This window comes from Fontimonas thermophila (assembly GCF_900113085.1).
Classification (GTDB): domain Bacteria; phylum Pseudomonadota; class Gammaproteobacteria; order Nevskiales; family Nevskiaceae; genus Solimonas; species Solimonas thermophila.
Window position 1 is genome coordinate 59286 of the sequence record NZ_FOOC01000001.1, and the last position, 19528, is coordinate 78813.

General features: G+C 67.9%; 9 protein-coding genes. 5 read left to right on the forward strand and 4 right to left on the reverse strand.

Going from position 1 to position 19528, the window contains the following annotated elements:
* The first annotated feature begins 5 nt into the window (after positions 1-5).
* Positions 6-590, forward strand: coding sequence for a phospholipase D family nuclease (locus tag BMZ48_RS00275; protein WP_091529817.1), 585 nt, complete (start codon positions 6-8; stop codon positions 588-590).
* Here BMZ48_RS00275 and BMZ48_RS00280 read toward each other — a convergent pair.
* The 3 genes from BMZ48_RS00280 to BMZ48_RS00290 are packed head-to-tail and all read right to left on the reverse strand — an operon-like array spanning position 587 to position 13780.
* Positions 587-3160 carry a hypothetical protein gene (locus tag BMZ48_RS00280; protein WP_091529821.1) on the reverse strand — a complete coding sequence of 858 codons (2574 nt, stop codon included), beginning with the start codon at positions 3158-3160 and terminating at the stop codon, positions 587-589. The two genes, BMZ48_RS00275 and BMZ48_RS00280, sit on opposite strands and share 4 nt — an antisense overlap.
* Positions 3160-6120, reverse strand: a complete 2961-nt coding sequence (locus tag BMZ48_RS00285) for an Ig-like domain-containing protein (RefSeq protein WP_159431024.1) — start codon at positions 6118-6120, stop codon at positions 3160-3162. The genes BMZ48_RS00280 and BMZ48_RS00285 overlap by 1 nt, the downstream gene beginning before the upstream one ends.
* A 37-nt stretch (positions 6121-6157) precedes the next feature.
* Complete coding sequence (locus BMZ48_RS00290) at positions 6158-13780, reverse strand: PKD domain-containing protein (RefSeq protein WP_234981465.1); 7623 nt, start codon at positions 13778-13780, stop codon at positions 6158-6160.
* Positions 13781-13941: 161 nt separating this feature from the next.
* Between BMZ48_RS00290 and trkA the strand changes: the two genes are divergently transcribed.
* From trkA to BMZ48_RS00305, 3 genes are all read left to right on the forward strand, one after another.
* Positions 13942-15318 carry a Trk system potassium transporter TrkA gene (gene trkA, locus BMZ48_RS00295; protein ID WP_091529827.1) on the forward strand — a complete coding sequence of 459 codons (1377 nt, stop codon included), beginning with the start codon at positions 13942-13944 and terminating at the stop codon, positions 15316-15318.
* Positions 15318-16808, forward strand: a complete 1491-nt coding sequence (locus tag BMZ48_RS00300) for a TrkH family potassium uptake protein (RefSeq protein WP_091529831.1) — start codon at positions 15318-15320, stop codon at positions 16806-16808. The genes trkA and BMZ48_RS00300 overlap by 1 nt, the downstream gene beginning before the upstream one ends.
* 76 nt (positions 16809-16884) lie before the next feature.
* Positions 16885-17826, forward strand: coding sequence for a homoserine kinase (locus tag BMZ48_RS00305; protein ID WP_091529834.1), 942 nt, complete (start codon positions 16885-16887; stop codon positions 17824-17826).
* 68 nt (positions 17827-17894) lie between these two features.
* Here the strand turns inward: BMZ48_RS00305 and BMZ48_RS00310 are convergent, their stop codons facing one another.
* Positions 17895-18128 carry a hypothetical protein gene (locus BMZ48_RS00310; protein ID WP_091529837.1) on the reverse strand — a complete coding sequence of 78 codons (234 nt, stop codon included), beginning with the start codon at positions 18126-18128 and terminating at the stop codon, positions 17895-17897.
* 100 nt (positions 18129-18228) lie between these two features.
* Between BMZ48_RS00310 and BMZ48_RS00315 the strand changes: the two genes are divergently transcribed.
* Positions 18229-19521, forward strand: coding sequence for an MFS transporter (locus tag BMZ48_RS00315; protein WP_091529839.1), 1293 nt, complete (start codon positions 18229-18231; stop codon positions 19519-19521).
* Positions 19522-19528 lie beyond the last annotated feature (7 nt).

Consider the following 19528-nt stretch of genomic DNA (forward strand, 5'->3'; position numbering starts at 1 on the left):
GGCCGATGCGCGCGCGTCGAACGGTGCGGGTGCTGGCAGCGGCGCTGCTCTGCACCGCACTGGCGCTGTCTGCTCCGGCGCGCGAGGTGCATCACGAGACTTCGGCCGTCGTCGGTTTTTCGCCGCAGAACGGTCAGAACAGCGCCGAGGATCTCGTCTTGCAAACGATTGCGCAGGCGCGCTCGCGTATCCGGGTGGCGATGTTCACGTTCAGCTCGCGGCGGATCGCCAAGGCGCTGGTCGAGGCCCGTGCACGTGGCATCGATGTCGCCGTCGTCGTCGATCCGGACAATGGCGACGGCCCGCGCAGCGCGCTGGCCTTGCTGCGCGCCGGCGGTGTCGGCGTGCGCCGCAACGGTCATTACGCGCGGATGCACCACAAGTTCATGGTCGTCGATGGCCGCCACGTGCAGACCGGCAGCTACAACTACACCTACGCCGCGGCGACGCAAAACGCGGAAAACGTGCTGCTGCTGCGTAACGCACCGGCACTGGCCGCAGCCTACGAGCGCGAATGGCAGCGGCTGTGGAACGAGGCCGGCGCACCGGATGCTGCCGTCCCCGACGGCGGGCCACGCACCGTGCCTTAGGGCCGGGTCAGCGCAGCCGAGGCCGCGGCGTTGAATTCGCCGTATTCATCGACGATGCCGCCGGCGGCGACGAAAGCGGTTTCGCCGCGCGCGATCGGCACAAGGCTCACCCAGCGGTCGCCCTGGGCATGCAGCGGCTGGGTGTACACCGAGCCGTCGGCACGGCGCACGGTCAGGGTCGCCGTGCGCACCTGGGCCGTATCCGCCCACGGCCGGAAACTGCAGCGGTTGCAGTACTGCTGGTGGACGCGGCGATCATCCGTGCCGTAGCGCAAGAGGACGCGACGCGGATCGATCCAGTTCAAGCCGCCGTCATAGCTGTCCGGATAGTCGATCGGGCCGATGCGATACGCCGGCTCCCCGGCGGGAACTTCGTAAGTGCCGGCGTCGGTGCTCATGCCATTGCGGAAAGACCGGTGCTCGCCAACCGGACCGATGCGCGCCGAAACGCGCCCGTCGGCTTCAAGGCGCAGATCTTCCACGGTGATCCCGCCCCACGGCACGACTTCGAACGGTGTGCTGACCAGGCGATAGTGTTCGATGCCGACGAGGCCGCGTTTGTGCCCTTCGACGACGAAACGGTACGTGCCGAGCGGCGTCGCCGGCGGCCGCGCGCCGAGGTCGTGCAGCTCGGAGATGAAGACTTCGAAGCTCGCGCGCCAGCGCCATTCGAACTGCCCGGCGCGCCAGGCCAGCAACTGCGCCGGGTCGGGAAACGCAACGCCGATGTCGGACGCAAATGGATTCGGCGGTAGCGGTAGGGTGCCGAGGGCCTCGATGAACCGCACCTGTAGTTGCACTTCGCCCTCTTGCGTGCCGTAAGTCTCCCAGACACCGTCGTCGACGCTGCCGGACAACAGCCGTTCGACGCGCACCACCGGCGCGCCCAGATAGGGTGTCCCACCGATGAAGTCGAGCACCGCCGCCGAGAACCGTGGCACGGTGGGTGCCGGCTGTGCGGTGATCGCCGGCACGCCGCCATCGGGCGGAATGCTCACGTCGTATAGCGCGGTGTAAGTGCGCGCCAGCTCGCCGAGCGTGCGTGCCAGGCTTTCTGCGCGCGCGCTCTCGGCCTGGTAGACCTCATCGAGCGGATTGAACGGCATCGCCACATCGGCGCCATTGAGCCTGGCCGCCAGCCGCGCCAGCCGCGTCGCCAGATAGTCGGCGCCGTGCGGACCCAGCCCGTTGAGCGCCTTGCGGTAGTGGTCGTGGGCGCGGTACTCGCGGTATTCGGGGACATAACCCCAGTAGTCGTTGGCCATGCCGATGGCGAGCACCAGGCCGTAGCCGTGCGCGGGGAATTCCTCGTGGGTGAAATTGCCCTTGATCAGCGCCGGATCGAGCGGCTCGGATTCCGCATAGAGCGCGTAGTCGATCGCCTCCCAGCCGGCGGCGTCGTTGTGGATTTGCGCGCGTGCGCGCGCAAGCTTCGCCGGATCGGCGAGGCTGCCGGGAATCGGCTGGTCGAAAGCCGCTGGGTAGCGCGCCTTCTGCCGCGCGCAGTGCGCGGCGTAGCGTTGATCCCGCTCGATCAGTCCGCGCTCCTCGGCCACGCACATCCAGTCCCAGCCGGTCCACAGATTGCCGGCGACGCGGTCCAGCCGCGAGGCGAGATTGAGTGCCTGGGAAGTGAACTGCTCGCACGGACAGAACGTGGCGACGATGTCGCCGAGCCGGAACACCTGCAAGTGCACGGCCGCGGTTTCCTCGACCGCGGTCAACGAGGTCGCGCTGTAACTGTGCGGGACCGGCACGCCGGCAGCGATGAGCTGGTCGCGCAGCGCGGTCGGGCTGTACGGCAGCGCGGCGAGCAGCGGCTCGGTGAGCGGGGTGAGCACCTCGTTGTGGTCATAGAAGCAGTCGGGGAACCCAAGGATCGGCAAGCCCAGCCGCAGGTCGGTGAACAGCGGGTCGGTGTTGCAGTTGGAGACGCCCGGATACGGGCGCGTGAACGGCGGCGCAAAGCGCTGCGACACCGCATCGACGCGAAAATGCGTCGTCAATGGCGCAAACTGACTCGGATCTTCGGGGCGGTTCTGTTCGATGCGCGCAAGCGCCTGCTTGAGCGTATCGACGAGCAGGCGTGCGGCACGGTCGTAGCCCGAGAAATTCGACTCCTGGAATTCGCGGCGCGCCTCGGGCGGATGCACGCGCGTGTCCTTGTGCGGGCCGGAGGCGCCGGTTTCGCGCTGGCTCCAGAGCGTCACCGCGCCGGTCTCGCGATCGAGCATGCGCATCACCGCATGGGTGATGTCGCCATTGATGATCTCCTCGCCCCAGACCCATTCGGGGTGCACGCCGAAGATCACCCAGTTCGCGAGCGGTTTCGGCTGCGCTGGGTCGGAGACGTCGTCGAAGCGCACGACGCTGATCTGCTGCGTCGTGTAGTCATAGGGCTGGCCGGCAGGGGTGCCGTCCTGGCCGACCTTGGGACCGTAGGTGTGCGAAGTCACGTCGTTGGAGTGCACGGTGATGCCACCCATGCGCACCGGCTTCATCGTCGCCACCGCCTCGATCAGCGCATCGCGCATCTGCGTGGCCATGTAGTCGTAGAAGCGCAGATCCATCACGTCCTGGAAGATCCAGGTGCCCCACCCCGGCGTCGAGTAAAACGGCGAGGTAGGCTGTGCGAAGCCGTCATCGCGAGATTGGCCCCGGTCAAACGGGTGAGCGGCCCGGACTTGGCACCGGATGCGACCAGCGCATCGTGCTCCTCGAGCAACTGCGCGACACGGCGCTGCAGCAAGTCGTTGGGGAGATAAAGATCGTTGGCGACGATGCCGACGCGGCGGCCGTCCCCATCTTCGATGACCAGCGCGCGCGTCGTGATACGTGTGCCGAGAATGTCGGCGCCGACTTTCTTGACCGAATGTCCGTAGGGATCGAATCCCGCGTTGCGCGCGATGCCGGCGCCGGTGGCGGAGAACTGGCCGGCCGAGGCGCCCAGATGCCAGCTCGCATCGCGCACCGCGACCCCGGCACGCGAGGGTCCGGCCGGCACCGGCGGCGGTGGGGCGCCGGCAAGCGCGGCGAGCTGCTCGCCGACCGCGCGTGACACCGTTTCAAGCCCGGCGCATAGCGCCTCGGGTGCACCCTGGGCGCGACAGCGCGCGACGACACCGGCGGCCGGGCTGGCGAGAAACTCTGCCGGCGACGGCGCGACGAGATCGGTGGCGGGATATTCCGCCGGCGCAGCCAGGCCGTCGAAGGCGGTCAGCAGCGCGCATTCAGGGTGCTGGTTGGCGATACCGAAGCCCAAGTCGGCGGCGGCATTCTGCAGTGTGCAGACCAGATGCCGGCCGATCGTCGGCGACACCATCAGCGTCCAGTGATCGGGGCAGGCACCGTCGACGTCCTGGCCCAGACCCTCAAGCAGCGCCTCCTCGGGACAGCCGCCGAGATAGAACGCGCCCTCGCGGAAGGTCTGCGCATACTGCTCCGGCGTGTACAGCATGTAGCCGAGGAAATCGTTGGCCGCACCGAGCAGGAAGTTTGCGCGCGCGCCGGTGATGCCGCCGCAATCGGTGTCTGCTTCGATACCTTGCGGCAACGTCGCGCAGTCGCGCAGCGCATAGTGCAGTTGCGGGAAGGGCTCGCCCGGCATCGTGCCGATGAAGACATCGCCGATACGGATCGCCGACGCATATGTGCCGATGACCTGGCCCGTGACCCACGGCGGCGTGTCGGCGCGCTCGATCGACAGGCTGCCGCCCGCACCCGGCACGTCGACGCGCGGAGCATAGTTGGCGAGCAGGATCGGCTGGGCGAGCGGCTCGCGCACGAACACCGTCTTCACGGCAACGGTGTCGCCGGCGACTTCGCTGCGCGCCGCGAACGCCGCATCGAGCAGGCTGCGCAGCCGCTGCCGGGCTTCGGCCTCGCGCGCGACGTTGTCGCCGGACTTGTTCCAGTCCATCGCGCCGAGCGCACCGACCAGGCCCAGGCCGACACCGCCGCTGGTGCGCTGCGCGATCTCCGCCGCCCAGGCGGTCCAGTCACCCGTAGCCGTGGTATTGGCGCTGGACAGCACGGTGGCGTGCGGCGCGTAGTTCATCAGCGTGGCGATCCGGCGCCCGCCGCGGTCCTCGGCGAACAGCACGCGGAACTCGCGGTCGGGGTCGTCGGTGGGCGGGCCCGCGTAAGACCCCGCGGTCGGCGGCCCCTGCACGCTGCCGACGTACAGCCGCGCCGGAACGCGCTGGACATAAGCCTCGACACCGGCCTGCACCGCGGCCTCGGCGAGAATCGCCATGTACAGCGGCGACACGCCGCCCCAGATGCCGATCGTGTCCGGCCCCTGGTGCGAATGATCCGAGGTCACGATGATCTGATCCGCCGGCACCACGGCCCGGCCATAGCGCGCGTGCAGCCGCTGCGCGATGCGCTGACGGATGTCGTAAATGCCATTGGGCCCATTGCCGGCCTTGTAGGCGGCGAAGTACCCGACATTGGTGGTTTTGACGAGGATGACGGTATTGCCGTCGGCGGCGCTGGAGATCGCCACCGCGCCGACGACGAGCGGATCGTGCTCGGCGAACGCCTTGCGCTCACAGAACACATCGTAGCCGCCGAGACAGACCGAGCCGGGTAATGGCAGGAACGAGGCCGGCCGCTCGGCGGCTCCCACCTCGAACGGCAGCGGCGGCAGAGGGCCGACTTCGACCTGCGCATGGCCCGCTATCCCGTCGAGCGTCGCGGTGATCTGCGTCGTGCCGACGGCGTGGCCGCTGACCTGCCCCGCCGTAACCGTGGCGATCGCCGGGTCGGCGCTGGTCCATACTGCCTGTGCAGTACGGTCGGTCTGGGTGCCGTCCGAGTACTGCGCGGTGGCGGCGAGCGCTGCCTGCGCGCCGACCACGAGCCGCAACGGCGACGGGGTGACGATCACGGCCTGCAGCACCGGCGGGGTCACCGTCAGCGTGGCCGTCGCCTGCCGTCCGGACGCGCTCGCGGTGATCTGTACGACACCCTCTTGGATGCCGGTCGCAAGCCCGGCATCGTCGATGGTCGCGCGCGCGGGCTCGCTGCTCGACCAGGTCACCCCGCGACGCAGATCTTCCTGAGTACCATCCGCATAGGTCGCGCGGGCGACGAATGCCTGGGTCAGGCCGACCGGCACCTCGGCGGTCGCCGGGTGGATCTCGAGCGCGGTCAGCGGCGGCGGCACGACGGTGAGAAAGGCCACTGCTTCCCGCTGCCGGTAACGCGCGCGGATCTCGGTCTGCCCGGCCGCGAGCGCGGTGGCGATCCCCTGCGCATCGATCCGGGCCACGCTGGGCACCGAGCTGGTCCAGACAACGGCTGATGCATCCACGCGCTCACGCGTACCATTGGCGAGCACCGCGGTCAGCGTGTAGGCCTGGGTCTGGCCGCGTTCGATCTGGGCCTGGTCCGGGCTCAGCTCCAGGCGCTGCAACGCGCGGTCAGTGTCCGGCGAACGCGGCGCGCCGCCGCCACAGCCCGCGAGCAGGGCGAGGCTCGCGCACAGCAGACCGATCGCCCCCCAAGCGCACCTCATCACGGTCATCGGCATTCCTCCGCCCACCCCGGCGCACGCATCCGGCTCAAGGCACCGGCACCACCTGCGGCAGCAACGGGAAGCGCGCGACATTGGCATACGGTTCGGCCACGTTCTGCGGACGCGCCGTCGGCACCGCGAACTGCCACTGCTCGCCGTCGATCTCGGTCGAGGCCAGCGGCGTGAACAGGTTGTCGGAATCGTGGGTCGCAAAGAAGTGCAACCCGTGCGCGCCGTGTGCACCCTGCCGCCGCAGGCAGTCGGCAAAGGTGCGTCCGGAATGGTCGAGGGCGCGCCCGGCCGCAGCGTCGTAGGCCCTGGGAACGGCGCCGCCGTTCCAGGTGTAGCTCTCGCCGGGATAGGGCCGCGGCACCGGATCGTCGCCGGTACCGTCGTCGAGGCAGGCATCGTCGCGGTAATACGGCACGACCAGCGGATTGAGCAGCGAAGTCGCACCGCGGATCAGGAAGGTATAGACCAGCGAACCGGCGTCGCCCTTGCCGGACACCTGCTCCCAGTTGTCGAACGCCAGCGGCAGGTTGAAGGTCGGATCGGCGGTATCGAAAAACGCCGGACAACGGCCGTTGACGCTCGGCGGAATCACGCCGCTTTCCGCCGGACACATGCCGTTGACCGGCGCAAAGCCATCGACATTGCCGACATCGTCGTTGACGCCGTCGATCGGCACACCCTGCGGACGCAGCACCGTGTAATAGCGTCCGCCGGGCACGCCGGCGGCGGCCTCGGCCGACGTCGGCACCATGGCGCTGCGGTTGTAATCCCAGGACGTGTACAGCCCGTCCGGCGGGATCGGGTGCACGCGCACGCGGTAACGGTACGTGACGGCATCGCGGTAGAAGGTCTCGGTCTTGGTGACGTTGGTCCCGGAGTCGGCGCCCCAGACCTCGCGGATGCAGCGCACCGGCCCGCAGCGCTCGCCGAGCAGGGTGGAATTGCCTTCCCAGTTGACCTGCTCGTCCTCAAAACCGACCAGCGAGATCACCGAATCCGGTGACTGCTGGAAAGCGCGCCCCTTCCAGCGGTCGATCAGGTCCGGACGCCGGTCCCAATAATCCGGGCTGGCGCGCAATGCCGCACTGTCGGAAGGACCGCGCACGCGCAGGTCGCGCACCATCCAGCGGCCGGATGCGCTCCATCGGTAGGTGTCGGTGGTCACCGTCACGCCATCGCGCGGGAAGCGGTCGGTGGACGGGCAGAGATACTTGCCACTGGCGAAATCGAAGCCACAGGCGGCATCGTTGCCGTGATAGGCCTCGAGCGAGGCGACGCAGACCGTGCCGGCGAGATTCGGCCCATACCCAGTGTTGCTGGTGCCGAGCTTCTCCGGATCATCGTCACGGAACAAATGGCGGTCGATCCACGCATCGGCATCGGCATTGCGCACGTAGCGCACATAGTGCGCACCCTTGAATGCCGAGCCGCCGTCCTTGAGAAAGAGATAGACGTAGCGCCGCGCCGTCGGGTCGAGCGGATCGACGAGCGCGATCTGCTGCCCGGGTGTGCTGCGCACGCCGGGCGGGCGCGCGCCGGCTGGCGCCAGCCCACCGGCATCGGCGGCCATGAAGACGATCTCGTCATCGGCATCGAGCCCCGGTACCGGATCGGCCGTCGGCCAGGTCTTGCCGCTGTGCGTCTCGTAGGCGCGGGTGCAATCGCCCTCGGTCATCGCCCAGGATTCGGTGTCCCAGACGTAGCTGAGCTCGGGGTCGGTGCCGGAGTAGGTCGAAAAATCGCTGTTGCCATTGGCGAGGAAATACGGCATGCGCTCGTCGACCTGCACCGGGATTTCGGTCCATGCGCCGTCGCGCCAGGCAAAAGCGGCGATGTCGCCGACGGGCACGCCCGCGCGGACGAAACCGGCAAGCGGGTAGAGCAGGGTGCCGTTGTGCGCATCGCGCACCCCATCGCCGGTGACCGCCGCGCCGGACGGATAGGGATTGGCCACCCCCTGCGCAGGCGGCACTGCCCAGGTGGCGAGCAGTGCGCCGGGGACGACGACGGGTTCGACCTCGCGCCGCGCGGACGCCGCCTGCACCACCGTCTCCGGCACCCCCTGCGCGAGCCCGAGCAGGTCTTCCGGCGTCGTGCTCTGAGCCAGGCGCGCCAAGTCGGCGCCGAGCGTGGTCAGCGTGGTCTGCAACGCGGTCTGCGCCGTGCCGAGATCGCCGGCGAGCAGTGCATCGATCAGAACATGTCCGTTGCTGCCCAGCCGCGCCAGCAGGCCGGTGAGTCCCTCGCCGGCGCCGACGACGCCGGTGCCGCCACTGCCGGCCGCCGGGGCGCCGGTGATGATCACCGCCGGACAACCGCCGGTGTCGCTGGCGAATTCGTCGATCGTCGCCGGATCGATCAGCCGCGCGGTGCTGTCGCCGGCAGTGGCCTGCGTGCGCAGCAGGAAATGCGACATCTGGCAGCGCGCCTGCACGTCCCGGCGCGGGCACTCGTGCGGATCGTCGCCGGCATCTGTCCCCGGCGGCACGTTGCCCACCGGCGGCGGCGCGGTGTGATAACCGGCGCAGCGCCGGTCCTGGCCGCCGTTCCACGGCTCGTCCCAGTACACCAGCGCCGAACCGCGCTGCTGCGCCGGATCGCGGTAGTCCAGCGGCACAAGCCCGAAGAATTCGTCGTTGTCCGGATGCCGCTCTGGACTCACCCGCCGGCGATCCACCGGCGCGCCGATCGTGCGCGCCATGACGTCCGCGCTCCACATCGTGACCTGGTGGTCGCCGAAGGCCGGGTGCAACAACACCGCGTTGTCGGGCCCCGCCAGGGCGCTGTTGTCGGTCAGGTGATGGGCATAGCCATTGTTCTCGGAACGATCCCACAGCATCTGGATCAGCCCGAAGTTGAGCACGCGGTCGAGGTCGTCCGGATACGACAGATACAGCGGGATCGAGTAGAGCGTGAAATCGGTACTGCGGGTCAGCAGCGTCGAGTAATTCATGCCGAGCACGCCGAGCACGCCGCGGTTGATGTCCTTGGATGCGGCGACCAGAACGCCGCCGAGAATTCCGCCCTGGGAATTGCCGTGGTAGAACACCTCGCGCCGGTCGAACACCGGCTGGCCGTTGACCTGGAAAGCCGGATCGGCAGCCAAGCCATCCGGATGGACGAGCAGCCGCGCCAGATACATCTGGTTGAGCATGCCCTGCTGGGAGGCGTCCGGGATCACCGGGAAGTTGGACAAGTCGACCAGCACGCTGGCGACATTGGGCAGATCGCCGCTGGCAAAGCCGAACCAATCGGCGGCGCAGGTCATCAGCCCGTAGCGATTGCCGAAGTCACTGGCCTGCCCGTTGGCCTCGCCTTGCCCGCCAAGCAGGCCATGGCCATAGAGCGTGGGCCGCACGACATGGACCTGCGTGGCCGCGGCCATCGAGGAAGCCCCGCCGACCGCCGCGCGCGGAATATTGCAGGTGAAGGTGAAGCTGAGCTCGCCGGTCGGATCCGGCAGACCATCACCGTACGGGCTGCCCTGCGGATCGGCCGGATTGAGCCGGTCCGCCGGATTGTAATAGAGCCGGTTCGGCGGCAGGCTCGCCGTCGAGGTCAGCCCGAGGGCATCGGCGAGATCGCCGACGCCGGGGATGCCGCAGTTGCCGCCGGTCAGCGCCTGACACTGATCGGCCAGCGACGACAGCCGATCGAGCAGTTCCTGCCGGGCATCGAGCGGAGAGGGGTCGGCCGGCACGACGAAACTCGGCACGCGGATCGTGCCGCGCACGCGGCGCACGGTGCTGCCGCTGGCGAAATCCTCGATCGAAGTGATCGAATAGCGCGGCGCACGGCCGGCCGGATAGTCGGCATCGCCCGGAGCCGATCCGCGCACGTCCCCGAGCGCGGCGAAGGCCCGGTCGCGCATCGCCTTGAGCCGTGCGACCTTGTTCTGGGCGCTGGCAGTGGTGAAGTCCCAGGCGAGGTAGAGGCTGGCATCGCGCGCGATGCCGGCCTTGTCCAAATCCGCGAACACCGGCTCGAGCGCCGCGCAGCGCTGGCGCAGCATTGCAAGCCCGGTGGGCAGGCGGTCGCGGCAGACCGTGAACGCCGCACCGGCGGGAATCGGCCGGTCGGCGTCATCGCGCAGATGGCGCAGCACGACCACGTAACGATGCCCTTCTTCGAAATTCTTCGCCGGCCGGATGATCAGCGCCGCGCGCTTGCCCTTGAGCGATGGCGTCGCTTGGTCGATGACACCGGGAATCAGTTTGCCGGCATTGAGGTCGATCTCGGCCCAGATCAAATGGCGGCGCGGCACGGCATAGGGCGCATCGACCGGCCCGGTATCGAGCACGAGGATGGGCGCATCCGGATCGTCGTAGCGGCTCAGGTCGGTCAGCGACACCGCGCCCTTGACCGGCCCGTAGGGTTGCCCCTGCGCGTCTTTCTCGGTGCCCAGGTTGGGCACATAGACGGTGATCGGCTGGCCCGGCGAGTAACCGTCGTTGCGGTTCCACTCGCTGGGGTCGATCGGCTTGCCGGCGCTGTTGCGCGGCATTGCCAGCGGATGGAAGGCGATGCGCCGGCCGGTTCCGCCCTGATCGCGCGCCTGCGGGCTGCCCGGCGGCGCGGTGACCGTGAAATGGTCGTTCGGGAAAGGAAACAGACAGTGAGACGGGTCGAGCATGTCGCAGCCGGCGAGCGCCGCGAGCAGCGCATCACCGGCGAGGGCGGCATCGGCGGTCCCTGGTGTCGCCGACGGCAGCTGGGCGCAGATCGCATCGGGCAGACCCGCATCCCGGCAGGCGTCTGCCAGATCGCGCTGCGGATCGATCAGCGCGCAGAAAGATTCTGGCGCACCGGCCTCGCGGCAGCGCTGGGCATAAGAACGCTGGATGTAGTCGAGGCGCTGGGCGATGTCGGTGAGCAGGCAATCCGGCGACGCCGGATCGGCGCAGGCGCGCAGATACCCGGGCAGATATTCCTCAACCGGTGCCTCGAACAGCGGGATGTAACCCTGCATGCGCAGCAGCGGTGCGGTCAGCGGCCCGAGCGAGACGAACTCTTCGTAGCCGGTGAACGGCACGAGAAAACCGGCCTCGCCGGACGGATCGATGTAGCTGAATTCCTCCTCGGGGATGATGTAGCCGAAGGAGTTCTGTGTCAGCCCGAGCAGCATCACCGCGGCCCCGGGGTTGGCGTGCGCGGCGAGCCGGCGGATGTACTGACCGAACGTGTTCGTCGCCTCGCCGGGGATGGTCGCGATCTCCAGCCCGCCGGCGCCACCGATGGTGATGCGCGTGACCAGGGTCTCCGCGGTCGGCGTGATCTGGCCAAGCTCGGTGGACACCGTGCCCAGCGCGGTGCCAAGACCCGGGATCGCACTCACCGGTGCCGGCGTGAAGTCGTAGTAGCGGTTGAAGGAACCGAGGGCGCCGGCGGCGACAAAGGCCGGATTGGTGACCGGCAGCACGACGGTGACGTTGCGCACGGCCAGCGTCGGCGCCAGTGCCCGTTCCGCCTGCGCCGCGGCGAAGTCCGCCAGATCGTGGCCACGGCAGCGCACGCGCTCGTAACTGTCCGGGTCGGACACCGTGCAGCGCCCGCCGGACGGCGAGGCATCCGCGATCGGGCCGTTGTAATAAAGCGCCACGCCGCCGTCCTGCTCGAGCCGCCGCATCGCGCCATAGATGTAATCGGCATGGGGCACGCGCGGGTCTTCACCGGTGCCGATGCTGGTCGGATGCGCGGCGTATTGCAGCACCTGGGCGATGATCGCGCCGGCTTTGTCGCGCACGACGAGCAGGGTCACGGCATCGTCGGCGTCCGCCGCCGGATCGACGCGCGGACGCCGGTAATTGTTGAACTCCGAGGTGCGGCCCACGCGCACGCTCAGGTCCGCCGGCTGCAGCGCGAGCAGCGCCGCGCGCGTCGCATCGGCGGCCTGCGCATAGAGCCGGTGGACGATCCAGTCCTGCGGCACGCCACCCCACAAGCCTTGCAAATCAGGGCCGGCATGGCTGTGGGTCTGGCCGAAGACGATGTGATCGGCGGCAACGCAGGCCTGCACCGCACAGCTCGCCTGGACCAGCGCCTGGCGCAGCTCGCGCTGGATCACGTTACCGGCGCCGATCGCGTCGAGCATGACGAACAGCACCCGCGTATCGCCGTTTTGCACGGCGAGCACGCGCACGAAGATTTCCTCGTCCTCGTCGCGGAAACGGCTGTGATGGACGCGCGCGCCGGCCGGCTCGGTGAGATTGTCCCCGAACTGCGCGAATGGATCGGGGAAGTTCTGCAGCGGATTGATGCCAAAACCGCCGAGATGGAATTTCTGCAGCTTGGAGCCGGCGAAAAAGCGCGGCTCGACGATACCGTCGATCTGCGCCTGTGTCGGCGTGACGCTGCGCTTGGCGGCGCCGGCACAGAACGTGCCGGGCGCGCAGGCCGGTGCCACCGCATTGCGCACGGTCACATCGACCACATCGCTGGCGCTCGCGCCCTGCGCATCGGTGACGGTCAGCCGGAAGCTCAAGACCGTGTCGGCATCGACTGCAGGCGCCACGAACGTGGGCGTGGCCGTCGCCGCGCCGTCGAGGGCCACATCCGGCCCGGCGGTCTGGCTCCAGGCATAGCTCAGCGCGCCGTTCTCCGGATCGAAGCTGCCGCGGCCGTCGAGGGTTACGCTCGCCCCCTCGTCGACGGTCTGGTCGGGCCCGGCATCGGCGACCGGCGGCTGGTTGGCCGGCGTCACCGGACGCACGGTCACGACCACTTCGTCCGGGGCCGACTGCGCGCCGGCGTCGTCGGTCACCCGCAGCGTAAAGCGCAGTGCGGTATCGGCGGTGACGTCCGGCGCGGTGAACTGCGGCTGCGCGGTGTCGGCACCGCTGAGGGTCACCGCCGGGCCGGCGCTCTGCATCCAGGCATAAGCGGTGATCCGTCCGTCCGGATCGGCACTGCCACGGCCATCGAGGGTGACGGTGGTCCCGGCATCGACGGTCTGGTCGGGTCCGGCATCGGCGATCGGCATCTGGTTCTGTCCGGGCGGGCTGACGACGACGTTGACGTCGTCCGCAGCGCGCGCACCGGCATCGTCGGTGACCGTCAGGCGGAACGCCAGCGTGGTGGGCGCGCTGACCGTCGGCGCGGTGAACGAGGCGCTGGGTTGATCGGCGCCGGTCAGGCTCACCGCCGGTCCGTCGAGCTGGGTCCAGGCATAGGCGACGATGGTGCCGTCGGCATCGCTCGCCGTGCCGGTGAGGGTGACCTGCGCGCCGGACACGACGCTCTGGTCGGCGCCGGCATCGACGGTCGGCGCGAGATTGTCGCCGGCGCGGTCGATCACCGTTATCCGGACCTCGTCGGCGGCGCTTTTACCGGCGTCGTCGGTGACCTTCAGGCGGAACACCAGCTCGGTGTTGGCGTTGACCTGCGGCGTGAAAAACCGCGCCTGCGCACTTCCCGCATCCTGCAGCACGACGGCGGGGCCGGCCTGCTGGGTCCAGGCATAGGCGGTGATCCGGCCGTCGGCATCGCGGCTGCCCCGGCCATCGAGGACGACCTCGACGCCCTCGCCGACGCTGCGGTCGGCACCGGCATCGGCGATCGGCGGCTGGTTGCCAGGGGATCCCCCCGATCCGCCGCCGCAGGCGGCGAGCAGCAGGGCCAGCGACAGCATCCCGGCCAGGCGGGTCGATACGGGCGGCATCACGGTTGTTCTCTCCTCCACCGGTCTTTTGGACCGACCGGTCATTCTAGAAAATGCCCGGCAGCAATCCGGATAGTAAAAATAACGGTCCGCCGCCGGCGATCGGCGCGGCCGGCGCCGATCTTGCGGCGCAGCATGAGCAGGCGTAAGGTGCGCGCCGCATGAAAATCATCATTCTCGGGGCGGGCCAAGTCGGATCGACGCTGGCCGAGAATCTCGCCAGCGAACAGAACGACGTCACCGTCGTCGATCTGCGCCCAGCCGCCCTCGAAGACCTCCAGGAACGTCTCGACATCCGCACGGTCGTGGGCCATGCGGCCTACCCGAGCACGTTGCGTCAGGCCGGCGCCGACGACGCCGACATGATCATCGCCGTCACCAGCAGCGACGAGACCAACATGCTGGCCTGCCAGATCGCTAACACACTGTTCAATACGCCGACCAAGATCGCGCGTGTGCGGGCGACGGAATATCTCAAGGAAGACCGGCTGTTCGGCCCCGATGCCCTGCCGGTGGACATGCGCATCTCGCCGGAACAGCTGGTCACCGACCTGATCCGCCGCCTGATCGAATATCCCGGCGCGCTGCAGGTCGTCGAATTCGCCGACGGCAAGGTGCGCCTGGTCGGCGTCAAGGCCTACTACGGCGGGCCGCTGGTGTCGCGCCAGCTGCGCGAGCTGCCGGCCCATCTGCCCGGCATTGATGCCCGCGTCGCGGCGATCTACCGCCGCGGCCGACCGATCATTCCAGAAGGTGATACCGTCATCGAGGCCGAAGACGAGGTGTTCTTCGTCGCCGCGCGCGATCACATCCCCAAGATCATCGCCGAGCTGCGCCGTCTGGACAAACCGGTCAAGCGCGTCATGCTCGCCGGCGGCGGCAATATCGGCCTGCGCCTCGCGCGGGCGCTGGAAACGAGCAAGATCCAGGTCAAGATCATCGAGAAATCCAAAGAGCGCGCGCACCTGCTCTCCGAGCAGCTCGAGCACAGCATCGTGCTCATCGGCGACGCCGCCAACGAATCGCTGCTGCGCGAGGAAAACATCGAGGATGTGGACGTCTTCTGCGCGATCACCAACGACGACGAGGCCAACATCCTGTCGGCGATGCTGGCCAAGCGCCTGGGTGCGCGCAAGGCCATGTGCCTGATCAACCGCGTGTCGTATGTGGACCTGGTCGAGGGCGGCAGCATCGACATCGCGATCTCGCCGCAGAGCTCCACGGTCTCCGCCCTGCTCGCCCGCGTGCGCCGCGGCGACGTGGTCAAGGTCCACAGCCTGCGCCGCGGCGCCGCCGAAGCGATCGAGGCCGTCGCCCACGGCGACCGCCACAACTCCAAGGTGGTGGGCCGCCGCCTCGACGAAATCAAACTGCCGCCGGGCACGACGATCGGCGCGATCGTGCGCGGCGACGAGGTCATCATCGCGCATCACGACACCGTGATCGAGGCGGAAGATCACGTGATCCTGTTCATCGTGGACAAAAAGCGCGTGAAAGACGTCGAAAAACTGTTCCAGGTCGGCCTCAGCTTCTTCTGATGCGCTCGCTTGCGTTACCAGCATCGCTGTTCGCCACCCACCGCTTCGCCGCGGTGCAGCGGGTCACCGGCGTTTTGCTGATGCTGTTCTCGATGACGATGCTGCCACCGCTGCTGATCAGCTTGATCCGTGACGAGGGCGTGGCCTATGCCTTCGCCGAAGGTCTGGCTCTGACGCTGCTCACCGGTGTTGCCGTCTGGTGGCCGGTGCGGCATGCCGAAACCGAACTCAAGACACGCGACGGCTTTCTCGTCGTCGTGCTGTTCTGGGTGGTGCTGTCGACTTTCGGCGCCATTCCGTTCTACGTCACGCATACCGGCTGGCCGAGCTTCGTCGATGCGATGTTCGAATCGACCTCGGGGCTGACGACGACCGGCGCGACCGTGGCCACCGGGCTCGATACGATGCCGTGGGCAATCCTGTTCTACCGCGCGCAATTGCACTGGCTCGGCGGCATGGGCGTCATCGTGCTCGCCGTCGCCCTGCTGCCGATGCTCGGCATCGGTGGCATGCAGTTGTTCCGCGCGGAAACGCCGGGGCCGATGAAAGACGCCAAGCTGACACCGCGCATCGCCGGCACCGCGCGCGCGCTGTGGTTGGTGTACGTGATGATCACGCTGGTCTGTGCCTGGGTGTACTGGCTGGTCGGAATGCCGTTGTTCGACGCGATCTGCCATGCGATGTCGACGATCTCCACCGGCGGCTTCGCCAACCACGACGCCAGCATCGGCCATTACCAGAGCCTGGCAATCGAAATCGCGGTGATGGTGTTCTTGCTCGTCGGCGCCATGAACTTCGCCCTACACTTCGTCGCCTGGCGCAGCCGCTCCCTGCTCGTCTATCTGCGCGATCCGGAGTTCCGCGCTTTTGCCGTGACGGTGCTCGTGCTCTCGGCTCTGGTATGTGTGCCGCTGTGGCTGTCCGGCACGTACGATTCGTTCGGCACCGCGCTGCGCATGGGCATGTTCCAACTGATCGCTTATGCGACGACGGCTGGATTTGCGACCGCCGATCCGACACCATGGCCGGCCTACGTGCCGCTGCTGATCGTGTTGTCCGGATTCATGGTGGGCTGCGCGGGCTCGACCGCCGGCGGGGTCAAGATGACCCGCCTGGTGCTGTTCATGAAACAGGCCATGCGCGAAATGCAGCGTCTGCTGCACCCCAACGCGACCATCCCGCTCAAACTCGGCGGCAAAACCGTGCCCGACGACATCGTGTATGCCGTCGGCGGATTCTTCTCGGTGTATGTCGGCCTGACCATTTTGCTGACTTTCGTCATGATCGGCACCGGACTCGATCCGGTCACTGCGTTCTCGGCCGTCGCCGCCTGCATCAACAACGTAGGTCCGGGGCTAGGTTCGGTCAATGCGACAATGGCGGGCGTCAGCGTCTTCGGCAAATGGGTGCTGATCGTCACGATGATCATCGGCCGCCTGGAGATCTTCACCTTCCTGATCGTGTTCACCCCCGGTTTCTGGCGCCGGTGATACCCCGGCGTGGCGGCTCAAACCAAGTCCGCATAAGCTGCGCCTGCCCCATTTTTCCACCCGGTCCGGATCTGCCGTGAGCGTCTTCACCAAAGTCAGTCATGCCGAGTTGCGCGAGTTCCTGAGGCAGTATCCGGTCGGTGAGCTGATTGGCTTCACCGGCATCGGCGAGGGTGTGGAGAACACGAACTACTTCGTCGATACCAGCGACGGGCGCTGGGTGCTGACACTGTTCGAGCGCCTCAACTACGAGGATCTGCCGTTTTTCCTCGGGCTGATGGAACACTTGTCCGCACATGGCTTTCCGAGCGCGATGCCGCTGCGCACGCACAGCGGGCAGAATCTGACCATGCTCAACGGCAAGCCGGCGGCGCTGGTGCGCAGACTCAATGGCCAAAGCGTGCTGTTTCCGGATCTCGAGCAGTGCCGGCAGGTGGGCCGCGCGCTCGGCGAGATGCACATGATCGGTCTGTCCTACCCTGGCCGCTGCGTCAACCCGCGCGGCGCAGCCTGGCGCGCACAGACCGGCCGCCTGCTCGCGCAGAACACGAGCGACCCGGCAATCCGCGCGCTAATCGAGGACGAGCTCGCCGCACAGGCCGGGCTTGATCTCGCCAGTCTGCCGCAAGGTGTGATCCACGCCGATCTGTTTCGCGACAATGTGCTGTTCGTCGAGGATCGGCTGACCGGCGTGATCGACTTCTACTACGCCTGCACCGATGCGCTGGCCTACGACCTCGCCGTCACCCTCAATGACTGGTGCTTCGAACCCGACGGCACGCTCAATCCGGCGCGCTGGCAGGCGCTGACCGCGGCCTATCGCGCGCGCCGCGAACTCACCGATGCCGAGCGCGCGGCCTGGCCGCTGCTGTTGCGCGCCGCGGCCCTGCGCTTCTGGCTGTCGCGGTTGTACGACTGGACGTTCCCGCGCAGCGGCGACGTCGTCCACGTCAAAGACCCGGAACAGTACCGGCGCATCCTCGTCCATCACCGCGAGCACGCACCGCCGGCGCTCTAGCAGGCCGCTCCCAAACGCAGCGAGAATGACCCGCTGCAGCCGTTTTCAACGGCTTGCTGGCGGCATCGCTACGGCTGGGCGTCCAGCTCCGCGTCGAGCCGGTCTTTGCGCTGATCGTTGGCCTCGAGCGCGGCATCGACTTTGTCGCCGACCGCATCGCCGGCATAGCCGATGGCCTCGGTGTTGCGGATCGTGCGCGTCTCCTCGCGGCCTTCGGCCTTGCCGCGCTCCGGCGCAGGTTCGGGACGGCCGCAGGCACCGAGCAGTCCGGCGAAGAGCAATACCGTAAAACCCGTGCGCATGGCGTTCTCCGATGTTGGGGTTGTGAGTCTAGCGCGCCGCGCACCGGCTGCCGCACAATCGCCCGGCACCGGCGAGTGCGCCGGCAGGAGTGTTGAGGGAATGAGCGTGTCCACGACGACCGGCGCCGGCCATTCGCCGCGGCGCGTACTGTTCGCGAGCCTGATCGGCACGACGATCGAGTTCTTCGACTTCTACATCTATGCCACGGCGGCGGTGCTCGTCTTCCCCAAGCTGTTTTTCCCGGCGGATGATCCGACCTCGTCGATGCTGCAATCGTTTGCGACGTTTGCGATCGCGTTTTTCGCACGTCCGCTCGGCTCGGCGCTGTTCGGCCATTTCGGCGACCGTATCGGTCGCAAGGCCACTCTCGTCGCCGCGCTGCTGACGATGGGGATCTCGACGGTGGTCATCGGCCTGCTGCCGACGTACGCCCAGATCGGCGTCGCCGCGCCACTTTTGCTCGCATTGTGCCGCTTCGGCCAGGGACTCGGGCTCGGCGGCGAATGGGGGGGCGCCGTGCTGCTCGCCACCGAGAACGCACCACCGGGCAAACGCGCCTGGTACGGCATGTTTCCGCAGCTCGGCGCGCCGCTGGGCTTCATCTGTTCGAGCGGCGTCTTTTTGATCCTGTCGGAGACGCTCAGCGATGCGCAGTTCTTCACGTGGGGCTGGCGCATCCCGTTCATCGCCAGCAGTGTCCTCGTGCTCGTCGGCCTGTGGGTGCGCCTGCGCATCGCCGAGACGCCGGTGTTCGCGCAAGCGCTCAAAACCCATGCGCCGGTGCGTCTGCCCATGCTCAAGGTGGTGCGCGAACATGGCCGCGCGCTAGTGCTCGGCACGGTGATCGCGCTCGCGACTTTCGTACTGTTCTACCTGATGACCGTGTTCGCGCTGACCTGGGGCACGACCGCGCTCGGCTATACCCGCGAGCAATTCCTGGTCATGCAGCTATTCGGCATATTGTTTTTCGCCCTGACCATTCCGCTGTCGGCAAAACTCGCCGACCGGCACGGCCGCCGCCGCACCTTGCTATGGGTCAGCGCGGCGATCGCGGCCTTCGGGTTTGTGCTCGCGCCGCTGCTGAGCGCGGGCACGGGCGGGGTGCTCGCCGCGCTCGCACTGGGCCTGGCGCTGATGGGCTATACCTATGGCCCGCTCGGCACGGTGCTCTCGGAGTTGTACCCGACCACGGTGCGTTATACGGGCGCCTCGCTGAGCTTCAATCTCGCCGGAATCTTCGGTGCCTCGCTGGCGCCGTACATCGCCACCTGGCTGGCCCAGACCCAGGGGCTGGCATTCGTCGGCTATTACCTGAGCATCGCTGCGCTGCTCAGTTTTGGCGCGCTGTGGATCTCGCGCGAGACCAGGGATCTGGATCTGGCCCACACCTGATGAGAGA